The sequence below is a fragment of the Vibrio sp. 704 genome (assembly GCF_033339295.1).
Genome location: NZ_JAWOUH010000001.1, coordinates 749,919 through 767,793 on the forward strand (window position 1 = coordinate 749,919; position 17,875 = coordinate 767,793).

Here is a 17,875-nt window from a genome sequence, read left to right on the forward strand (position 1 = left end):
GCTCCGAAAACGACGTAAATTATGCGCAAAATGGAAGAATATCTAACTCGAATTGCCTGCTTAGAAAAAGAAAATGAAGAGCTGAAGCGGAAGAATGCGCGACTACAAGAAAAGTTGAATGCTGCACTCGACAGTAATGGACTGTGTTTGTGGGAGCAGCATATTCCTTCAGGTACTTTGACGATATTCAATATGCAGTGGGGAAAAATGCTAGGTTATCAGCCCCATGAGTTAACCGCGACGGTTGAAACGTGGAAAAACAATCTCCACCCTGAAGATTATGATCTTGCGGTGGGTGCATTTGAAGATCACCTAGCAGGCAAGACCGACCTTTATGAGGTAGTGCATCGCATGATTCATAAAGACGGCAGTGATAGCTGGGTCTACGATCGAGGGCGCATCGTCGAGTATGGTTCTGATGGCGAACCACTACGGATGATGGGTACTCATATCGATATTACAAAAGAAAAGCGTTATGAGCAGCAACTGGCCAAGTTGGCTTCGAGTGATCCATTGACTGGATTGTTAAATAGAAAAGCAATTGAGGAAAACTTTAATCATCAACCTCAAACCGAACCGTCTCAGCAGTCTGCTTTAGTGTTTGTTGATATAGATAATTTTAAAGCAGTTAACGACCAGCTAGGCCATCATACTGGCGACACCCTCCTCATCAATATCGCCAATAGCTTAACAGAGCTTGCGTCAAGCAAGTCTCAAGTTGGACGCATAGGAGGCGATGAATTTGTTATCTTAAACTGGCATTCAAGTCGAGAGGAAATATCCCAACTTTGCAATCAACTCTTAGATTCAATCATTCCAGCGATAAATCAAGACTTACATAAAGTAACGATAGGAATGAGTATCGGTGTTTGTCTCTTTAACAAAGGAAAGCAACCGTTTAATGAAGTGTATCAAAAAGCCGATCACGCAATGTATGAGATAAAGAAAAATGGCAAAAATGGAGTACAATTTTTCAACTTAAAAAGTTGATATCTCTCCATAAATCATCATGTTATGAAATCAGTCATTTGCTACAACTTGAACTAACTAAAGATAAATTCTTTATATCTAAGCCAGTTACCGAAATTACCCCTAGGTACTCATAAATTTGGCACGATACAAATAAATCCCCTCCTCTCCTAGCATCAACCCAATAAGCAACTACACTCATTTAACTGATAGATTAATTACTACTATTATGAAGGGAGTTGTTTTTGATGGATACAAAACAGATTTCTACAGTTATCATAATTTTAGTTCTTTCTGCATTAGTAGTTGCTTATTTAAAGTTAACAACGGTATCAAATGCTATCCACAAACCTACAACAATCGGTATATCTAAGACGCCTCTGTCAGCCCCTTTTATCATTGCAGAGCACATAGGTGCGTTTGAAGAAAACGATTTAAACGTCGAACTTATCATGTGCTTTGGAGGGGTCGAATGTTCAAACCTACTTCTAGAAAACCATGTTAATTACGCCACTTTTTCTGAAAGCGTACTGATGTTTAAAAGCTTTGAATACAAAGATTTAGCATTAATCACTTCTTTTGCATCTTCTACGAATGATATTAAGCTGCTAACTAAAAAGCGGTCTGGCATAGAAAGTATAGATAAATTACCAGGAAAAAAGGTTGGTGTAATAAAAAAGAGCGCTAGCGAATATTACTTAGACTTGTTGCTACAGGTAAATGACATTGATTTAGAAAAAGTAGAAAAAATATCATCAACAACGCAGGTTATTATAAATCATTTAATGCAAGGAAACGTCGATGCAATATCTACTTGGGAGCCATACGGATTTATGGCCAAGAATAGAATAAATGAAGAAGTAAAGAACATAGGAATTATTGGCGTGTATAAACTTTACTTTTTGCTTGTATCAAAAGAAATACACATTGAAAAATCAGATCAAGAAGTAATGAAAATAATAAAGTCACTTCATCACTCAATTAACTGGATGGATAAAAACCCTCATTTAACAATGAAAATACTATCACAAAAACTTAACATAACAGTTGAAGAAATATCTTGGAGTTGGGATGATTATAACTTTCGATTAAATTTAACGAATTCTTTATTATTTACATTACAATCAGAAGCTAATTGGGCATTAAAACAAAACTATGTAGAAGGACAGATTCCAAATTACAGAAAAATATTTAAAGAAAACTATATCAATTCATATTTTGATGGTCTAGATTAAAATGCATCGTTCGTTAAACCACTATTTAGCATCACTATTCAGTCTAAGCGTAATACTATGTATCAGCGTTATAGTATACATAAGCTTCATAAAAATAGAAGATTATAAAGCCAAGAAACAATTAAACCAAATAATGGACATACAAATATCATTAGAGTCATTAAGTAGTTATCTTTGGGCTTACACTCAAAATAGAGGAAAAAACAATTTCACACAATTCATGATTTCTCATAACAAATTAAACGAATTATTATCTCAAAATGAAGATGTTTTATACCTTACTAAAGACCTAAAAAAAATGAATCTCGAACTGTATTTTTTAGTTCAATACGAAAATAATCATTTACTAGACAAAGATCGCCATTATGATTCAGTCGTAAATTATAATAAATCAAATCCTGTCATACAATCCAGAATAAACATTGTATCCCAGGATATGAATAATGAAATAATATATATTTATAAAAAAATACTTAATAATAAGTCTACAAAACTACAAAATTTAAATTATTACACTCAAGCAGGTATTATTTTTATCTCTCTGGTTGTTATGCTATTATGCTTTTATATAAAAATAAAGTTCAAGAGAAGCTTTCAAAGGTTTATAAATGGAATAAAACAATTAAGCAGGTCAAATTTTGACTATAAAATCCCTTCAGAAAATCAATTCACGGAATTTGAAAATCTGTCTTGTTACTTCAATAAAATGGCGGCATTGTTAAACCACACAACAATATCAAAATCAAAACTTAAAGAAGAAGTAGAGAATCAAACTTCAGTTCTAAATCGTCAAAAAGAAAGTTTGGTATTTTTGTCTGAGCACGACTCCTTAACTAATATCTACAATCGTCGAGCAATAGAAAAACATTTGATCCAGCTTACGCGTAATTTCAGAGGCAGTGAGAATAGGTTTAGTTTGTTTTTTATAGATTTAAATTTATTTAAGGATATTAACGATAGCCATGGCCATGAGGCAGGTGATGCAGTGTTAAAATCTGTAGCTAGTAGATTATCAAGTATTATCGACGAATCAGACATGGTAGGCCGCTTTGGTGGAGATGAATTTATTATTATTCATCGTTCACACACAACAGGTACGTCTCTGTCTGCATGTGCACTACGCTATATCCAAGAAATAGAAAAAGTAATTCATTTTAAAGGTAAAGAGTTATGCGTCGGAGCTAGCATTGGTATTGCACTCTATCCTGAGCATGGGTCGAATGTACATGAATTATTAACAGCGGCAGACAAGTCTATGTATCAGTCAAAACGTTCTAAAGCTAGCTCGTTCACTATTGTCGACAACAGCAGTTCGCTGTTAAAGAGGCCTATGTTTTAATCTAAAGTAGCTGTGGAAACGTTCTACATGCGAATATTCAACGACATCGACCACTGTGGCCACTTACAGTAATAAAGCCGCTTTTATCACATAGCAAAAGCTAAACTCGTAAGCTAAACGCTCTCCAGGCATTGAAGAAAAATAATCCATTGTGAATGGTTAATCCTCCCCTTTTAAACGTCAACTTTCACCACCATATGATAGTTAAGATTCATTAACAGGCTATAACTATCCTATGTCTTTTCCTCGTTTATCTGTTCTGGATTTGGCACCCGTGTCCGACGGAACAAACTTCACCGAAACGTTCGAACGCTCCGTTGAATTAGCTCAATCAATCGAGTCCTGGGGCTATCATCGGTTTTGGATGGCTGAACACCATAACATGCCCGATATCGCCAGTGCCGCAACCAGTGTATTACTCAGTCATATTGGAGCGCACACGAACTCGATCCGTTTAGGTTCAGGTGGAATCATGTTACCTAACCATGCACCACTAGTAATTGCAGAGCAATTCGGAACGTTAGAGGCATTATACCCTGGTCGCATTGACCTCGGGTTAGGACGCGCACCAGGCACCGACTACCAAACAATGCATGCATTAAGGCGGGAACCAGAGCATATGGATCCTGACTTTGAAGAGCTGTTGGAGGAACTTAATTTCTTTCTTGGTCCCGTATCTCGAAATCAACCAGTCGCGGCTTATCCAGGTAACAACACATCTCTGCCGATTTGGCTTCTGGGGTCGAGTACATACAGTGCACGTTTAGCAGCTAAGAGAGGCTTACCTTTCGCATTCGCTGCACACTTTGCTCCAGATGCAATGTCTCGTGCTCTAAACTTTTATCGAGATGAGTTTGTCCCATCCGAGCATTTAGCTCAACCCTATGTGATGATTTGTGCCAACGTTATCGTAGCGGATACTCAGTCACATGCAGATTTTCTCGCGACAACAGAGAAGCAAAAATTCTTAAAAATGATTCGCGGCAATCGCGAAAAACTTCGCGCACCAGTGAAAAGTATGGCACCACTATGGTCAGCACAGGAAAAGCTTCACGTTGAAACTCAATTACGTGAATCTATCCATGGTGATCAAACATATGTAAGACAGAAAATTGAGAAACTTTTGGAACGCACTGGGGCGGATGAAATTATGGTAAACACGATGGTGTTTGAACAATCTGAGAAGTTGAGATCCTACAGGTTACTATCGGAACTCATGGACAAGTAAAAGAATGGAGGCGCCTCCCGGAGTCGAACCGAGGTCCACGGATTTGCAATCCGCTGCATAGCCACTCTGCCAAGGCGCCTTTCTGATATTGTATCTCTGTCACCAAAGATTTTGATGGTGCCCCGGGCCGGACTTGAACCGGCACAGCGCGAACGCCGAGGGATTTTAAATCCCTTGTGTCTACCAATTCCACCACCAGGGCAACGCAATCATGCGATGGCTTAGACACCATCTGTCTCAGCGGCCTTTGCCGTGAGAACGAGGCGTACTTTAACGGATTAATTTATCTGGTCAACAAAAAATTAGTCTTTTTTATTCAAATGGTTAAAAAGCCAACTCAAACGAACAAAGGGCGATCATTTTGCTCACAAGAACATCAGCATGCTTTGCTCTCGTTTACTTTGCTTCATCACTTCATGTCAATGAGGAATCGACAAGTCGCACAAATTGACAGTATGGGTATAAACTTAACTCGTACCGCAGGGGATAAATAAGCGCTCATCATGTTTCGAAAGTCATCATTTCAATTACCGCTACACACTGATTCCGAACTCGACTTCGTAGTGCCCCACTTCTTCCTTACTGAATTTGATTATGCACGCTCTCTGGAGCTGGGAGTCATCCAAGACTTAGATCCTGAATATACACATCAATATCGCGTCACACTGAGGCGCATACGCTCACTATGCTTACTACTTCGCGAACTGATCCCTCCTTTTGAACAGCGTATTTTGAAACCTCATTTAAAAATAATGATGAAGAAAACAAATAAGCTGCGTGATTTGGACGTATTTATCTTGGACAAAAACCAATACATTGAAATGCTCCCAAATCACAAATCGTCTCTTGAGCAGCTTTTTGGCTTTATCGAAGCCGAACGTGCTTACGAACAGGCAAAAGTTACGCGTTGGCTAGCTACAGAAGAATACACAACGCACTGCACTTTGGTCAGGAATAGTCTGCTGCGAAGTACGCAACACGAACGAGTGGATAGCAACCTACCTGCGTTACTCTTCGCAAGCCAAAAAATCTCCGATCAATTTAAAAAAGTTGATAAAGCACGACGCAAGATCTCGGACAAAAGTCGTGACAGCGTGATTCATTCGATGCGGATAAAGTGCAAAGCGCTGCGTTATTTGTTGGAAGGGTTTTCCACGCTCTACCCTTCCCAACAGCACAAAAACAACGTGAAACAACTAAAACTATTGCAAGACAAGCTCGGTGACTTTAACGACACTTCAAGTCAAATTGAATTTTTCGCACAACTCAAAGAAACAGCAAATCTTGATAAACAAGATCGTAAGGCTTTGAAAAAGCTAATTAACGTGCTTAGCGAACATCATGCACTCTCTCGCCAAACCATCTTGACGCATTTAAGGCAGTTTGAGTCTTTCATTCGCGATACCAATACACAGAATCTCTATCGGCTCTAAATCAAGGTTCACGTATTTTTAATATTCATTAATTACAGTCAATCGTTAGGCTCCACTAAGAAAGATAACGTGAAACCATTAAAACGATACCAATACGAGCGCTATGCGGTGCTTTGTAATCTCGCCTACCCTCGCGTCTTCAGGCAAACTCAATACGGGTTCGATCCTAATGGGCAACGAGTCATTAGAAATGAACACGGTAAGATTATGATTCGCGTGCTCTGGAGTAAAAAACAGAGTGAAGTGGTCGTAGTGATTAAAGGCTCACACAGTATCAGTGATTGGTTGTTGAACTTCGCGATGTGGACGAGAAGCTGTCGAAGGTTGGGACTAAACTATCGCATTCACGCGGGTTTCTATCATCTGTTGTTCCAAGAAAGTTTACCGAGCCGGAATGAAGATCGGTTAGGGTTGACCGTGATCGAACGCCTCGAAGGTATCGTTGTACCGCTCATTCTTAGGGGAAAAAGAATCACTATTACTGGCCACTCTTCAGGTGGCGCGATTGGCAGTGTTTTTGCTGACTATATTGAGAAAAAATACCCAAAAAGCATTAAACGCGTGGTCACTTTCGGACAGCCCGCTGTCGGGGATTGGACGTTTAAGAAACGCTACCGTTTGGGGCACAAAACATACAGGATTTGTTGCGACATCGACATCGTGACCTTTATGCCGCCCGTACCTTTTTTGTATTGGCATGTAGGCAAAATGCTATGGTTATATAACGGGAGAATATACGAGAACACCCCAACGCTCATACGGCTTGGGCGCTCCTTATTTAGTTGGTTAATGCGACCGTTCTCTTATCACTTTATGAGTAAATACATTCGCGACAAAGACTTTTTTGATGAACGCTGAGTTAAACATCCGAAAGGTATGAAGTATAGACACGAAAAAGCCGGACTTCGCCGGCTTTACGATTAAGTGGTGATCTACAGAGAGGCAATTTCTTTTTCAAGTTGATATTTGTTATCTGTGACAATTCGCTCTAACACTTCAACACGTCGCTTCAAGTCACCAATTTGCTTGTTAAGGTTATCTTGTTCTTCTCGGCTCATCGTATTACGTTCAGATATCTCCAACGCTCTTACTTCTTTACGATGGTTCAAGATTAACTTTATTATCCCGCCCCCAAATATGGCACCGAACACAATAGCCACAACCAATACATCAGCAATAGATTCCATTCTTTATCTTCCTCTAGATTATGCTCAAATATAAGTTACTCATTTGTTGAATGAATATCAAATAACACATTGATTCATTGAAAAGTTTTATCAAGAATTGCCTACTCTGTATCAAAATCACAGGAATGGATTATTCAACGCCAACCCAAACCGAGACAGATCCGCCGTTTACTGGGAACTCAGCCCAACCATTCGCATCAGTCCAAACTTCTTCAGTTCGGATACCCAACTTGTCTACGTAGCGAGCACTTGGTTTACCCGTATACATCCACTTCGAGCCGCCAGGTCCATCACTCATGATCACGGCCATTGAATGTCGATGCTTTGCATCACCTTCTCGAGTCCAACCAATTACGTCCCAGTGGTCGAGATAAGAATGTTGTTTGCCATACGCATAATCTTTACGCAGTGTTACTAGCTCTTTAATGTAAGGCACTTTGACCATATTGATGTCATGCCCTTTATCACTGTACTGCGCGCCGTAGTAATCTGCATAAAACACGGATGGATAACCTTCTTCACGCAATAAGATAAATGCGTAAGCGAGCGGCTTAAACCACCAATCAACCGTCGACTCCAAAGCCTGCAAAGGTTGAGTATCATGGTTTTCTACTAAGGTTACCGCTTTGACTGGATTGTCCTTCATCAGCGTACCATCCATGATTTGACGCATATCGTAGCTACCACCCGATTTAGACGCATTGTAGAAGTTCATATGTAACGGTGCGTCGAATAGAGACATGCTGCCAGAAGTTTTGGTGATAAAGTTATGCAGCTGATTCACATCGTAGTTCCAGTACTCTCCGACCGTGAAAAGTTCTTTCCCTGTTTTCCAACGTAGGTGATCAATCCATTCTTGCAGGTATTGATATTTGATGTGCTTCACCGCGTCCATTCTAAACCCATCAACACCCGTCATGTTGATATACCACTCACCCCAGTCTTTCAGCTCTTGCTTCACTTCAGGGTGATCCATGTCTAGATCAGCGTACATAAGGTAATCGTAGTTGCCTTTTTCCGAGCTAACTTCCCAATCCCATGCCTTACCCTCACCTTTGAATTTGAAGATAGCTTTTTCTTCGCCAGCATCGTCCCAATCCACGCCATCAAAGTGGTACCACGTCCAATGAAAGTTTGAGTACTTGTCGTTGCGCCCAGGGAAATCAAACTCTACCCACGCTTCAATCCATTTATCACCAAGTTCAATATTTCGGTTGTTCCAATCTACTCGCTTGGTATCAACCCAAGACTTTCCATCCGCACCACCGCGATGGTTGAACACCACATCGCCATAAATCTGGATATTGTTTTTATGGGCAGCATTGATGGCGCTTAGGTACTGATCTTTGGTGCCATACTTGGTGCGCACCGAACCTTTTTGATCAAACTCTCCCAAATCGTACATATCATAAACGCCATAACCGACGTCGTTGCTACCACCAGCACCTTTATAGGCGGGTGGTAACCATAACGCAGTAAAGCCGTTATCAGATAGTGCCGACGCGTTGTTTTCAACTTGTGTCCAGAGTGCACCGTCATTTGGCACATACCAATGGAAATACTGCATCATGGTGCCATTTTGTGCCGCCATTACAGGCGAACTGAGCAGCAAAGTTAAGGGTAAAAGTGTAGGTTTAAGGTTGAATGTTTTCATTATTTTTCTCTCACGTTAAGGACTAGAATCCTCCTTTCTGCATATACGCACCAAGCGATACTAACTATGACGCTAGCTAGGTTGCTGCCTGTAATACAAAAAGTTCGGATTACAATCGAAGAGAAACTATCACCAATCACACTATACAATTATTGAGTTGTCTAACATTTATAAAATCAATAATTAGCGCGTTAAAAATATTGAATGGTGATCAAAACATGGGAGACTTTAGGAAAGCGCGAAGGGTTACGAAAAGGCGGATTAAAAACGAAAAAAGCCAGTCATTTAAGACTGGCTTTCGAAATAGTGGAGGCGCCTCCCGGAGTCGAACCGAGGTCCACGGATTTGCAATCCGCTGCATAGCCACTCTGCCAAGGCGCCTTTCTGATATTGTATCTCTGTCACCAAAGATTTTGATGGTGCCCCGGGCCGGACTTGAACCGGCACAGCGCGAACGCCGAGGGATTTTAAATCCCTTGTGTCTACCAATTCCACCACCAGGGCAACGCAATCATGCGATGGGTTAGACACCATCTGTCTCATCGACCTTTGCCGTGAGAACGAGGCGTACTTTAACGGATTAATTTATCTGGTCAACAATAAATTTTATCTTTTTTATTTAAGTGCTTAAAAAGCGATCTGACTAGTACATTTGGCATTCAATTAGACCAATAAGCACCCGTTCCCTTTCATTAGCCCTGAAGTCATACGCATACTAGTGTCCGTAACTGCTTCGAGGTAAACACGCGACTATCACGTTATGAACGCTGATCTTTTCACCGCTGTAACATCTGTAACAATTTAATTCCCTACTCTTGGCACGATTGCGTACAGAACATCATATTTTGTTACTGATAACTTTATATCGAATGTGGTCGTACCTTTATAAAATCATTGACTTTTTTTATTTTCAAACAAAGCTCAATTCATTATCGAAAATATCAATAAATAATGGTACGTTACACGAGTTGCAGTAATTTAATGGACATATATCACATATAAGGATGTGGTTTACTTTGGCGACACAACATAAGAAAAACAAGGTATATCACTAATGTCTATCAAGAATCTTTCTATAGCGAAAAAGATATCGCTATCGTTTTTACTCATTGCCATCGTCAACATTGCATTTGGCGTGTTTTTATCTACAGAGCTCAAAAGCATCAAATCTGAGCTTTTAAACTATACCGATGATACGCTTCCTGCAATGGAAAGGGTCGATTCGATTCGAGATCATTTGTCTCGCTGGCGCCGAGCTCAATTTGCTGCGTACACTTATGAAGACGCAGACCAAGTCAAAACTAAAATTTCTAACAATATTAGAGAACGCGAAAAGATCACTAGAGAGCTCAACGCTTACGGTGAAACTATCTGGCCTGGCGAAGAGCAGCAAACTTACCAGCGTCTTATGCGTCAATGGAAAAAGTACTTGGTTACTATGGACCAGTACAATGAAGCGATGCTAGCTAACGACAAAAGCAAGGCCCACCCTATTTTGGCGAACTCTTTGTCTGCTTTCGAAGCGGTTGACTCAGAGTTAGGCGAACTAATCCGTCTCCTTAAAGAAGCTATGGACAGCAACAAAACTCACATCCTGTCCTCTGTAAATGGATTGAGTAATTCTTCAATTGCAAGTAACGTGATTATTCTACTGATCATGGTAGGCATGACATACGTGCTGACTCGCCTAATTTGTGGCCCACTTAAACTTGTTGTTGAGCAAGCAAATGCCATCGCAACAGGTGATCTATCAAGTGACATTGACCGTAAAGCAATCGGCAATGATGAGCTTGGTGAACTGGCAGACGCGACCACTAAGATGCAAGATGACTTACGCCAAGTTATCGATAACGTGATTGCTGCAGTTACTCAGTTAAGCAGCGCTGTCGAAGAGATGAACCAAATCTCCGATATTTCTGCGTCTGGTATGAAAGATCAACAGCTGCAAATTACGCACATCGCAACAGCAATGACAGAAATGAAAGCGGCCGTAGCCGATGTTGCTCGTAACACTGAAGACTCAGCGAACCAAGCTAACGAAGCAAACCGCCGCACACAACACGGTGTTCGTGAAACCCAAGGTATGGTTGACGCGATTCAAGAAGTTTCAAACGTAATTGGCGCTGCAGGCGATACCGTAGCTGAGCTTGAACAGCAATCGAATAAAATTAACGTGATCGTGGATGTTATCCGCGACATCGCCGATCAAACCAACCTACTTGCACTTAATGCAGCCATTGAAGCGGCGCGTGCTGGTGAGTCTGGTCGTGGCTTTGCCGTCGTTGCAGACGAAGTTCGAACTCTTGCCGGCCGTACGCAAGATTCAACGAGTGAAATCACTTCGATCATTGAGCAGCTACAATCACTTGCAAAAGACGCAAAATCAGCCACTGAACTTTCTAGAACCAGTATTTCAGAATGTGCTGAACAAGGCATTCAATCAAAACAGCTGATGAGCGACATTGAGCATTCGATTTCGGACATCTCAGACATGGGTACCCAAATCGCCACGGCTTGTAACCAGCAAGACTCTGTTGCGGAAGAGCTTAACCGCAGCATTGAAAACATACATTTGGCATCTCAAGAGGTCTCGCAAGGTTCGGAGCAAACCGCACAGGCGTGCCGCGAACTAAGCCAGCTATCCATTTCTCTTAAAGATGTAATGAGCCGCTTTAAACTGAGTTAAACTCAGTGGATACCTTAGTAGATATCAAATCAATCCCGATTTGCTTAAATTGAATGTCATCACTGAGGTATATTTAGGTATATATTAAATCACTATCTTAATAAACGCTCCAAAGCACCACTTGGAGCGTTTTACTTCGTCAGGTACTTTCCCCAAGTACTCAATAACATAACCAATACAAAAAACGCGTACGGAGACTTTATGCGCTTAAATAAAACCTTACTATCACTGACTATCGCTGCTGCAGTCGCGGTTCCTGTAATGCAAGCCACTGCCGCTCCTCTTCAAATTAGCAATACAGCAGCAAAAGCAGAGCAAGTTCAAGGTGCTAACGCTTGGCTAGAAATAAACTTAGGTCAGTTCCGCGATAATATTGAGCAGTTTAAATCGCACATGGATGGCAAAACGAAAATCTGCGCCGTGATGAAAGCCGACGCATACGGCAATGGTATCGCAGGCCTGATGCCGACTATTATCGAGCAACAAATTCCTTGCGTTGCCGTTGCAAGTAACGCCGAAGCACAAACTGTTCGCGACAGTGGCTTTAAAGGCCAACTTATGCGTGTACGCTCAGCGGATATTGGCGAGATTGAAGCCGTAATCGACCTAAATGTCGAAGAGTTGATAGGCACAGCAGAGCAAGCTAAAGCACTGTCTAAACTAGCCGAGAAAGCTGGTAAAGAAATCAAAGTTCACCTTGCTCTGAACGACGGTGGTATGGGACGTAATGGTGTTGATATGACGACAGAAGCGGGCAAGAAAGAAGCGCTAGAAATCGCTCAACAAGCTGGCGTTAATATTGTTGGTATCATGACTCATTTCCCTAACTACAATGCAGACGACGTGCGCCAAAAGTTAGCTTCATTCAAAGACAGTTCTGCATGGCTGATTAAAGAAGCGAATCTAAAACGCGACAACATTTTACTGCACGTAGCAAACTCTTACACCGCGCTTAATGTTCCTGAGGCGCAGCTTGATATGGTTCGTCCTGGTGGCGTTTTATACGGAGACTTACCAACTAACCCTGAGTACCCTTCTATCGTGTCTTTCAAAACACGCGTGGCATCCGTTCACCACCTGCCAAAAAATAGCACAGTCGGTTACGACAGCAGCTACACAACAAGCAAAGAAAGCTTAATGGCGAACATTCCTGTTGGTTACTCTGATGGTTATCCACGAAAAATGGGGAATACGGCAGAAGTTCTGATCAATGGCCAACGTGCAAAAGTTGCGGGCGTTGCTTCAATGAACACCACAATGGTAGATGTTACAGGTATCAAAGATGTTGAGCCTGGTTCTGAAGTTGTTTTGTTTGGCTCCCAACAAGGCAAAACGATTTCAGCTGCTGAGATGGAAAAACACGCAGAAGTCATCTTCCCTGAACTATACACGGTTTGGGGAAGCGCGAACCCTCGTGTCTACGTAAAATAAACCTATTCAGTTATTCGTAACAGAGCGAAAAAGCGAGCCTCGTGTTCGCTTTCTTTCTTATTTACTAATCTGTACTAGCTCGTGATGTTATCAATTAAACAGAGCTTACTATTTCTGTTGTTTTATTCTCCTTTAGCACTACCAAGCGCGACTCTCTACACTCTGTTTCTTAAAGCCGCTTGGATGGCTCAATTTTATATAGCACTTAGAGTTTGAAAGCCCCTCCAATTGATGTTAAACATGAAGTTTACAAAAGAATAACAAACACACTCGTATGGCACTGCCCCTTTGCCTGCTAGCTAGGTATCTCTATGACAGAAAATACTCAACATCTTCAACGCTCCTCCACTGAGTTGCACGAATTTAATCGGCTTGACGTCTGGAACGGCTTCACCCAACTTTTACCCCTCTCTATGTTCGTGGTCATATTTGGCCTCGCTTTCGGTGTTGCTGCGGTACAGACTGGACTAGATGTATTTCCCACTATGTTGATGAGCACACTGGTCTTCGCCGGTGCTTCACAATTTGCCACGTTAGAAATGTGGGGAGCGGAAGTCCCTTTCATTCCAGTACTTATTACTGTATTTGCGATTAATGCTCGTCACCTCTTGATGGGAGCCACACTTTATCCATGGTTACGACAACTCCCACCAACAAAACGTTACGGTGTAATGCTGGTAGCATCAGACGCTAACTGGGCAATGGCACTCAATGCATTTGGTAGAAAAGAACCAGGCTTTGGCTTGCTTGTTGGTGGCGGCTTAGCGATGTGGTCTTTTTGGATTGTGGGCACCTGGATCGGCATTTATTTTGGTAGCGCAATCAAAGATCCGGTGGGCCTCGGGCTCGATATGGTTATGGGATGCTTCCTGCTGTCTATGGTGGTGGCCGGGCCGAAAGACTTAAGAATCTTTGCGATTTGGGCCATAGCAGCAGCCTCTTCTATGTTGGCGTATTGGTATTTGCCAGAGAATAGCCACGTAGTGGTTGGCGCCATTACTGGCGGAGTATTGGGTGCTTGTTGGAAGGAGAAGAAAGCATGAACATCGAAACAACCATAGGTGGCACACTGCTTATCATCATCGCTATGGCGTTAGTCACGCTCATAACCCGCTGGGGCGGAGTGTATGTTATGTCATTCATTCCAATTAGCGAACGGGTTCAACGTTTCATTACTGCGATGTCAGGCTCCGTACTGGTTGCCCTTTTAGCTCCGCTAGCAGTAGAGGGTGATAATGGTGCTAGAGCAGCACTGTTTTCTACTGCTGTTGTCATGTTCATCGTGAAAAAGCCTCTACCAGCAATTGCAGCAGGCATCATCGCCGCCGCCGCGGTACGTGCTCTTTAGTCGCTGTTTCAACGCCGATACCAGTCATCAATAAAAGACCCAAAACACAAAGCCCTGATGTCACAAGTGTCATCAGGGCTTATCTTATGCTCATCATTTGAACGATGAACAACGATTATTAATCATAGTGAGACAGCACATTACGCACAGCAGTTACAATTGCGCTTATATTTGTCCATTTTACCAATACCAGGGTTAAAGGTATTGGTTGGGTCTAATTCGTGGTAAAACTTCTGCAACGAGTTTTCGGCTTCATACAAGTGACCCACATTATGTTCTGCTGGGTATTTGGCACCACGGCTATTGAGGTGCTCTAGCATCAGCTTTTTCATCAACTTCGTGTCAGTCCCTTTTTTGAAAATGTAATCTTGATGGAAGACGTAACACATAAAGTGACCATAATAGAGCGCTTGAACAAGGTTCTTACTCACCTCTTCAGGCAAAGTTTCTAGCCACTCTTCATCATTGCGTCGCAATGCGATATCAAGTGCAACGATGTCTTCTACGTCTTTTCGATGAATCGTCTCGTACCGAATTGCTGCACCAGCGGCTGCAAAGCGATGTAAATAAGCTTTTTTACCTTCTTCCGGCGTACACTCGAAGAAATCACAGTCGTCTTCAACAGCCCAAACTTCTTTGAGGTATTTTTGTGCTTCAGCAATACCACCATCACTCATTTTCAATACCAGGTGATGCTCATACTTGTCACGGAAATCCAGCATTCGCTCTGGTAAATGTTGTGGGAACAACTTGCTCGCGTAGTACAAAATGGTGTCTGGCAGATATTTACTGACAAACGGGATGCGCTCTAAGAAGTTTTCTACCTTAGCTTTAAGTGCGAACATTTTTGGCAGCTTATCTGTGCCTAACAAGTCGATGGATAAGAACACATCCTTGCCGTACTTCTCTGCCATGTTGAAGATATCTCGATGCAAGTATTCTCCCATCTCAGGCAAGTTATCAAACGTAGATAAGAAGTCTTTTCGCAACTTCGTTAGTTTCGCAGGGTCATTGGTGCCAAGGTAAAAAACCTGCTCTTTTTCGGGTACTGGGTAGCTGTCAACCCGAACGGCAAAAACCCCCAACTTACCAGCGCAGCCACTGGCTTCAAATAATCGGCGTTCATCGGCATTAAAGCGAGAAGGAATGTCAGAAGTCACGTCTCGAACACGTTCATCGTATTCTTTGTCTGATGCCATTCGCTCATCATGAATGATCTTCGCTGGGTCAAAGTTCCCTTCTTGCAGGTTTGTTAGAATTTCTTCTGGCGTTTCACCTAACCCTTCAATACCAAGGTGGTTCACCAAATGTAACTGGCCTTGCTTATCGACCTGCGCGTAGAGCGCCAGTTCCGTATAAGCAGGACCACGCTTAACTAGCGCACCGCCTGAGTTATTGGCGATACCACCGACCACAGTGGCACCTAGCGATGAAGAGCCGATGATAGAATGCGGTGCTCGGTTCACTGCCTTCAACTCTTTCTCCAAAGAGTGTAAGCTCGCACCAGGCAAGCAAACCGCCTGCTTACCACCATCTAATAAGTGAATCTTCTTGATTTTGGTAATATTGATCACAACCACATCGCGATCATAATCATTACCACTCGGAGCTGAGCCCTCTGTTAAACCTGTTTTAGCCGCCTGCATGATAATGATGCAGTTTGCTTCAACACACTGTTTAATAATCTTCCATTGTTCTAGAAGAGTGTTAGGAAACACGATAGCAAGCGCATTACCACTACCCGAACGAAACCCCGAGCGGTAATATTTCGTTTTAACCTCGTCGGTTAGAACATTTTCTTCCCCCACGATGGTTTTAAATTCTTCAATCAGCTGCTTTTGTTTCATATCCGTATCTCTAGTTATTGTACTTCGCTCACAACACCGCTTAGCGGCAGGCATGGCGTTTGAGCCACTATAAGCAGTCCATTTCTCTGCGTCTATGTCAGGCGGACGAACAATACGTAATCAATAAACAACAAACAAAATAATTCTTTATTTTTCTGTCACTTATCTTTCACATTTGAGAAATTTAACGTAAGAAACAGACCGTTTCTTAAAAGAAACAATAGCAAAACCATTTGTTAACAGTTGTGCGGGGTATCTTGTTATCAATATTAGTGAAGAAAACGAGGAGAAGCGTAAGCTCCTAAATTTAAGAGGACTCTTAGAAATGAAGATGGAAACATAAGCTCAACACCAACATAACGATCGGTGTTGAGTTATTGGCTTAAAATCGATGGTTTTGACTTTGAAAGCTTGTGTATAGATGATCGATAAAGATCTTAATTTTTTCTGGTTGCTGACGAGTGTAAGGGTACACCGCATAAATACCCAAACATTTGGCTGTTTCGTCTTTAAATAACTGAATCAGACTGCCTTGCTTTAAGTCTTCATAAACCAATACACGCGGCACATAGATGATTCCCTGCCCTAACAGCGCCACATTTCTCAATACAGAAGAATTGTTAGTACAGAGGTTACCGTCGACGGTGATTTGATATACCTCGTCTCCATCTTTAAACGCCCACTCATGCGCTCCGGTTTCTTGGTAGGAATAGACTAAACAATTGTGTTTAGCCAAGGCTTGAGGTTGTTTAGGTATGCCATGTTTAGCTAGGTATTGGGGTGACGCGCAAATGATCCAATTTGCATCCACCAGCTTTCTTGCAATCAGACTAGAATCTGGCAACACACCCGTTCTAATTGCCAAATCAAAACGTTCATTCACGATATCGACGAAACGATTATCTAGATCCATATCGATATTGATGTCTGGGTATTTCTGATTAAATTCATTAATCACTTGAGGAAGAATTAATTCACCAGAGATAGTAGGCACCGAAATTTTAATGTTTCCAGATAAGTTTTTACCTAAACCCACAATGGATTCTTCCGCCGTTGCCACCGCTTGATAAACCGCTTTTGCATGAGTAAAAAACGCTCGTCCTGCTTCAGTCAACGTTAGCGTTCGCGTTGTTCGGTAGAGAAGCTGTACACCAAGCTCTTGTTCAAGCTTGGCAATCCGTTTACTGACGACCGATTTGGTCAGTGACATATGTCTCGCGGCAGCACTGAATGAACCTTGCTCGATCAAGTGATAAAAAATGATGTAATCGTCGGTATTTCTCATGCGTCTTCGTCAAATCCTTTGGAAGCCCGTATTGTAAACTGAAATTGGCTGAGGTGCGAAACATCGGGTCACACTTAATATCAGAAACTCGTGACAGAGATGGGGTTGCTAAGCTCACAGGTAATGAAAAAGAGATGGTGTGAATTTATCAGTCTTCAGATACAAAAAAACCAGCTTTCGCTGGTTTTAAGTTGATGCACTTGGCATCGAGATACCGCCATGGCCATATCTGA

At 41.9% G+C, this 17,875-nt stretch carries 14 protein-coding genes and 4 tRNA genes; 10 read left to right on the forward strand and 8 right to left on the reverse strand.

Annotation, left to right across the window (positions count from 1 at the left end):
- Positions 1–30: 30 nt before the first annotated feature.
- The 4 genes from R7R24_RS03120 (at position 31) to R7R24_RS03135 (ending at position 4,771) form a co-directional block, all read left to right on the forward strand.
- Positions 31–990, forward strand: a complete 960-nt coding sequence (locus tag R7R24_RS03120) for a GGDEF domain-containing protein (protein ID WP_025767735.1) — start codon at positions 31–33, stop codon at positions 988–990.
- 227 nt (positions 991–1,217) lie between these two features.
- Positions 1,218–2,204 carry an ABC transporter substrate-binding protein gene (locus R7R24_RS03125; RefSeq protein ID WP_054579963.1) on the forward strand — a complete coding sequence of 329 codons (987 nt, stop codon included), beginning with the start codon at positions 1,218–1,220 and terminating at the stop codon, positions 2,202–2,204.
- A 133-nt stretch (positions 2,205–2,337) separates the two neighbouring features.
- The gene (locus R7R24_RS03130; protein ID WP_224721242.1) at positions 2,338–3,543 is read left to right on the forward strand and encodes a GGDEF domain-containing protein; all 1,206 of its coding nucleotides are present in this window, start codon (positions 2,338–2,340) and stop codon (positions 3,541–3,543) included.
- 235 nt (positions 3,544–3,778) lie between these two features.
- The gene (locus R7R24_RS03135; protein WP_005376038.1) at positions 3,779–4,771 is read left to right on the forward strand and encodes an LLM class flavin-dependent oxidoreductase; all 993 of its coding nucleotides are present in this window, start codon (positions 3,779–3,781) and stop codon (positions 4,769–4,771) included.
- A gap of 5 nt (positions 4,772–4,776) precedes the next feature.
- On the opposite strand, the gene R7R24_RS03140 is transcribed toward R7R24_RS03135, so the two are convergent.
- Both R7R24_RS03140 and R7R24_RS03145 read right to left on the reverse strand, forming a co-directional pair.
- Positions 4,777–4,850 (reverse strand) — tRNA-Cys (locus tag R7R24_RS03140).
- Positions 4,851–4,886: 36 nt separating this feature from the next.
- Positions 4,887–4,973: transfer RNA gene (locus R7R24_RS03145), tRNA-Leu, on the reverse strand.
- A 301-nt stretch (positions 4,974–5,274) separates the two neighbouring features.
- On the opposite strand from R7R24_RS03145, the gene R7R24_RS03150 reads away from it, so the two are divergent.
- A complete protein-coding gene (locus R7R24_RS03150) occupies positions 5,275–6,204 on the forward strand; it encodes a CHAD domain-containing protein (RefSeq protein ID WP_054578960.1) in 930 nt (309 codons plus the stop codon).
- Between the two features lie 69 nt (positions 6,205–6,273).
- Positions 6,274–7,062, forward strand: a complete 789-nt coding sequence (locus tag R7R24_RS03155; protein WP_005375991.1) for a lipase family protein — start codon at positions 6,274–6,276, stop codon at positions 7,060–7,062.
- Positions 7,063–7,136: 74 nt separating this feature from the next.
- On the opposite strand, the gene R7R24_RS03160 is transcribed toward R7R24_RS03155, so the two are convergent.
- The 4 genes from R7R24_RS03160 to R7R24_RS03175 all read right to left on the reverse strand — a co-directional run bounded on the left by R7R24_RS03160 (position 7,137) and on the right by R7R24_RS03175 (position 9,549).
- Positions 7,137–7,391 carry a hypothetical protein gene (locus tag R7R24_RS03160; protein ID WP_005375990.1) on the reverse strand — a complete coding sequence of 85 codons (255 nt, stop codon included), beginning with the start codon at positions 7,389–7,391 and terminating at the stop codon, positions 7,137–7,139.
- A gap of 130 nt (positions 7,392–7,521) precedes the next feature.
- Positions 7,522–9,045, reverse strand: a complete 1,524-nt coding sequence (amyS, locus tag R7R24_RS03165; protein WP_017820194.1) for an alpha-amylase — start codon at positions 9,043–9,045, stop codon at positions 7,522–7,524.
- A gap of 307 nt (positions 9,046–9,352) precedes the next feature.
- A tRNA-Cys gene (locus R7R24_RS03170) sits at positions 9,353–9,426 on the reverse strand.
- A 36-nt stretch (positions 9,427–9,462) separates the two neighbouring features.
- Positions 9,463–9,549: transfer RNA gene (locus R7R24_RS03175), tRNA-Leu, on the reverse strand.
- Positions 9,550–10,099: 550 nt separating this feature from the next.
- Here R7R24_RS03175 and R7R24_RS03180 point away from each other — a divergent pair.
- From R7R24_RS03180 to R7R24_RS03195, 4 genes are all read left to right on the forward strand, one after another.
- Complete coding sequence (locus R7R24_RS03180) at positions 10,100–11,731, forward strand: methyl-accepting chemotaxis protein (protein ID WP_005375988.1); 1,632 nt, start codon at positions 10,100–10,102, stop codon at positions 11,729–11,731.
- Positions 11,732–11,932: 201 nt separating this feature from the next.
- The gene (alr, locus tag R7R24_RS03185) at positions 11,933–13,162 is read left to right on the forward strand and encodes an alanine racemase (protein WP_005375987.1); all 1,230 of its coding nucleotides are present in this window, start codon (positions 11,933–11,935) and stop codon (positions 13,160–13,162) included.
- Between the two features lie 311 nt (positions 13,163–13,473).
- Positions 13,474–14,205 (forward strand): AzlC family ABC transporter permease, encoded by a 732-nt coding sequence (locus R7R24_RS03190; RefSeq protein WP_005375986.1) that lies wholly within the window; start codon positions 13,474–13,476, stop codon positions 14,203–14,205.
- Entirely contained in the window at positions 14,202–14,510 is a 309-nt protein-coding gene (locus R7R24_RS03195; RefSeq protein WP_005375985.1) for an AzlD family protein, read from the forward strand. The genes R7R24_RS03190 and R7R24_RS03195 overlap by 4 nt, the downstream gene beginning before the upstream one ends.
- A 140-nt stretch (positions 14,511–14,650) precedes the next feature.
- Here R7R24_RS03195 and dld read toward each other — a convergent pair whose 3' ends face one another.
- Complete coding sequence (gene dld / locus R7R24_RS03200) at positions 14,651–16,357, reverse strand: D-lactate dehydrogenase (RefSeq protein WP_005375984.1); 1,707 nt, start codon at positions 16,355–16,357, stop codon at positions 14,651–14,653.
- Between the two features lie 382 nt (positions 16,358–16,739).
- Positions 16,740–17,642: a LysR family transcriptional regulator gene (locus R7R24_RS03205; protein ID WP_017633645.1), complete on the reverse strand. Its 903-nt coding sequence runs from the start codon at positions 17,640–17,642 to the stop codon at positions 16,740–16,742.
- Positions 17,643–17,875 lie beyond the last annotated feature (233 nt).

Coding starts and splice junctions, on each gene's coding strand:
- R7R24_RS03120 (WP_025767735.1), top strand. CDS start 31: ATGGAAGAATATCTAACTCGAATTGCCTGCTTAGAAAAAGAAAATGAA.
- R7R24_RS03125 (WP_054579963.1), top strand. CDS start 1,218: ATGGATACAAAACAGATTTCTACAGTTATCATAATTTTAGTTCTTTCT.
- R7R24_RS03130 (WP_224721242.1), top strand. CDS start 2,338: ATGGACATACAAATATCATTAGAGTCATTAAGTAGTTATCTTTGGGCT.
- R7R24_RS03135 (WP_005376038.1), top strand. CDS start 3,779: ATGTCTTTTCCTCGTTTATCTGTTCTGGATTTGGCACCCGTGTCCGAC.
- R7R24_RS03150 (WP_054578960.1), top strand. CDS start 5,275: ATGTTTCGAAAGTCATCATTTCAATTACCGCTACACACTGATTCCGAA.
- R7R24_RS03160 (WP_005375990.1), bottom strand. CDS start 7,391: ATGGAATCTATTGCTGATGTATTGGTTGTGGCTATTGTGTTCGGTGCC.
- amyS (WP_017820194.1), bottom strand. CDS start 9,045: ATGAAAACATTCAACCTTAAACCTACACTTTTACCCTTAACTTTGCTG.
- R7R24_RS03180 (WP_005375988.1), top strand. CDS start 10,100: ATGTCTATCAAGAATCTTTCTATAGCGAAAAAGATATCGCTATCGTTT.
- alr (WP_005375987.1), top strand. CDS start 11,933: ATGCGCTTAAATAAAACCTTACTATCACTGACTATCGCTGCTGCAGTC.
- R7R24_RS03190 (WP_005375986.1), top strand. CDS start 13,474: ATGACAGAAAATACTCAACATCTTCAACGCTCCTCCACTGAGTTGCAC.
- R7R24_RS03195 (WP_005375985.1), top strand. CDS start 14,202: ATGAACATCGAAACAACCATAGGTGGCACACTGCTTATCATCATCGCT.
- dld (WP_005375984.1), bottom strand. CDS start 16,357: ATGAAACAAAAGCAGCTGATTGAAGAATTTAAAACCATCGTGGGGGAA.
- R7R24_RS03205 (WP_017633645.1), bottom strand. CDS start 17,642: ATGAGAAATACCGACGATTACATCATTTTTTATCACTTGATCGAGCAA.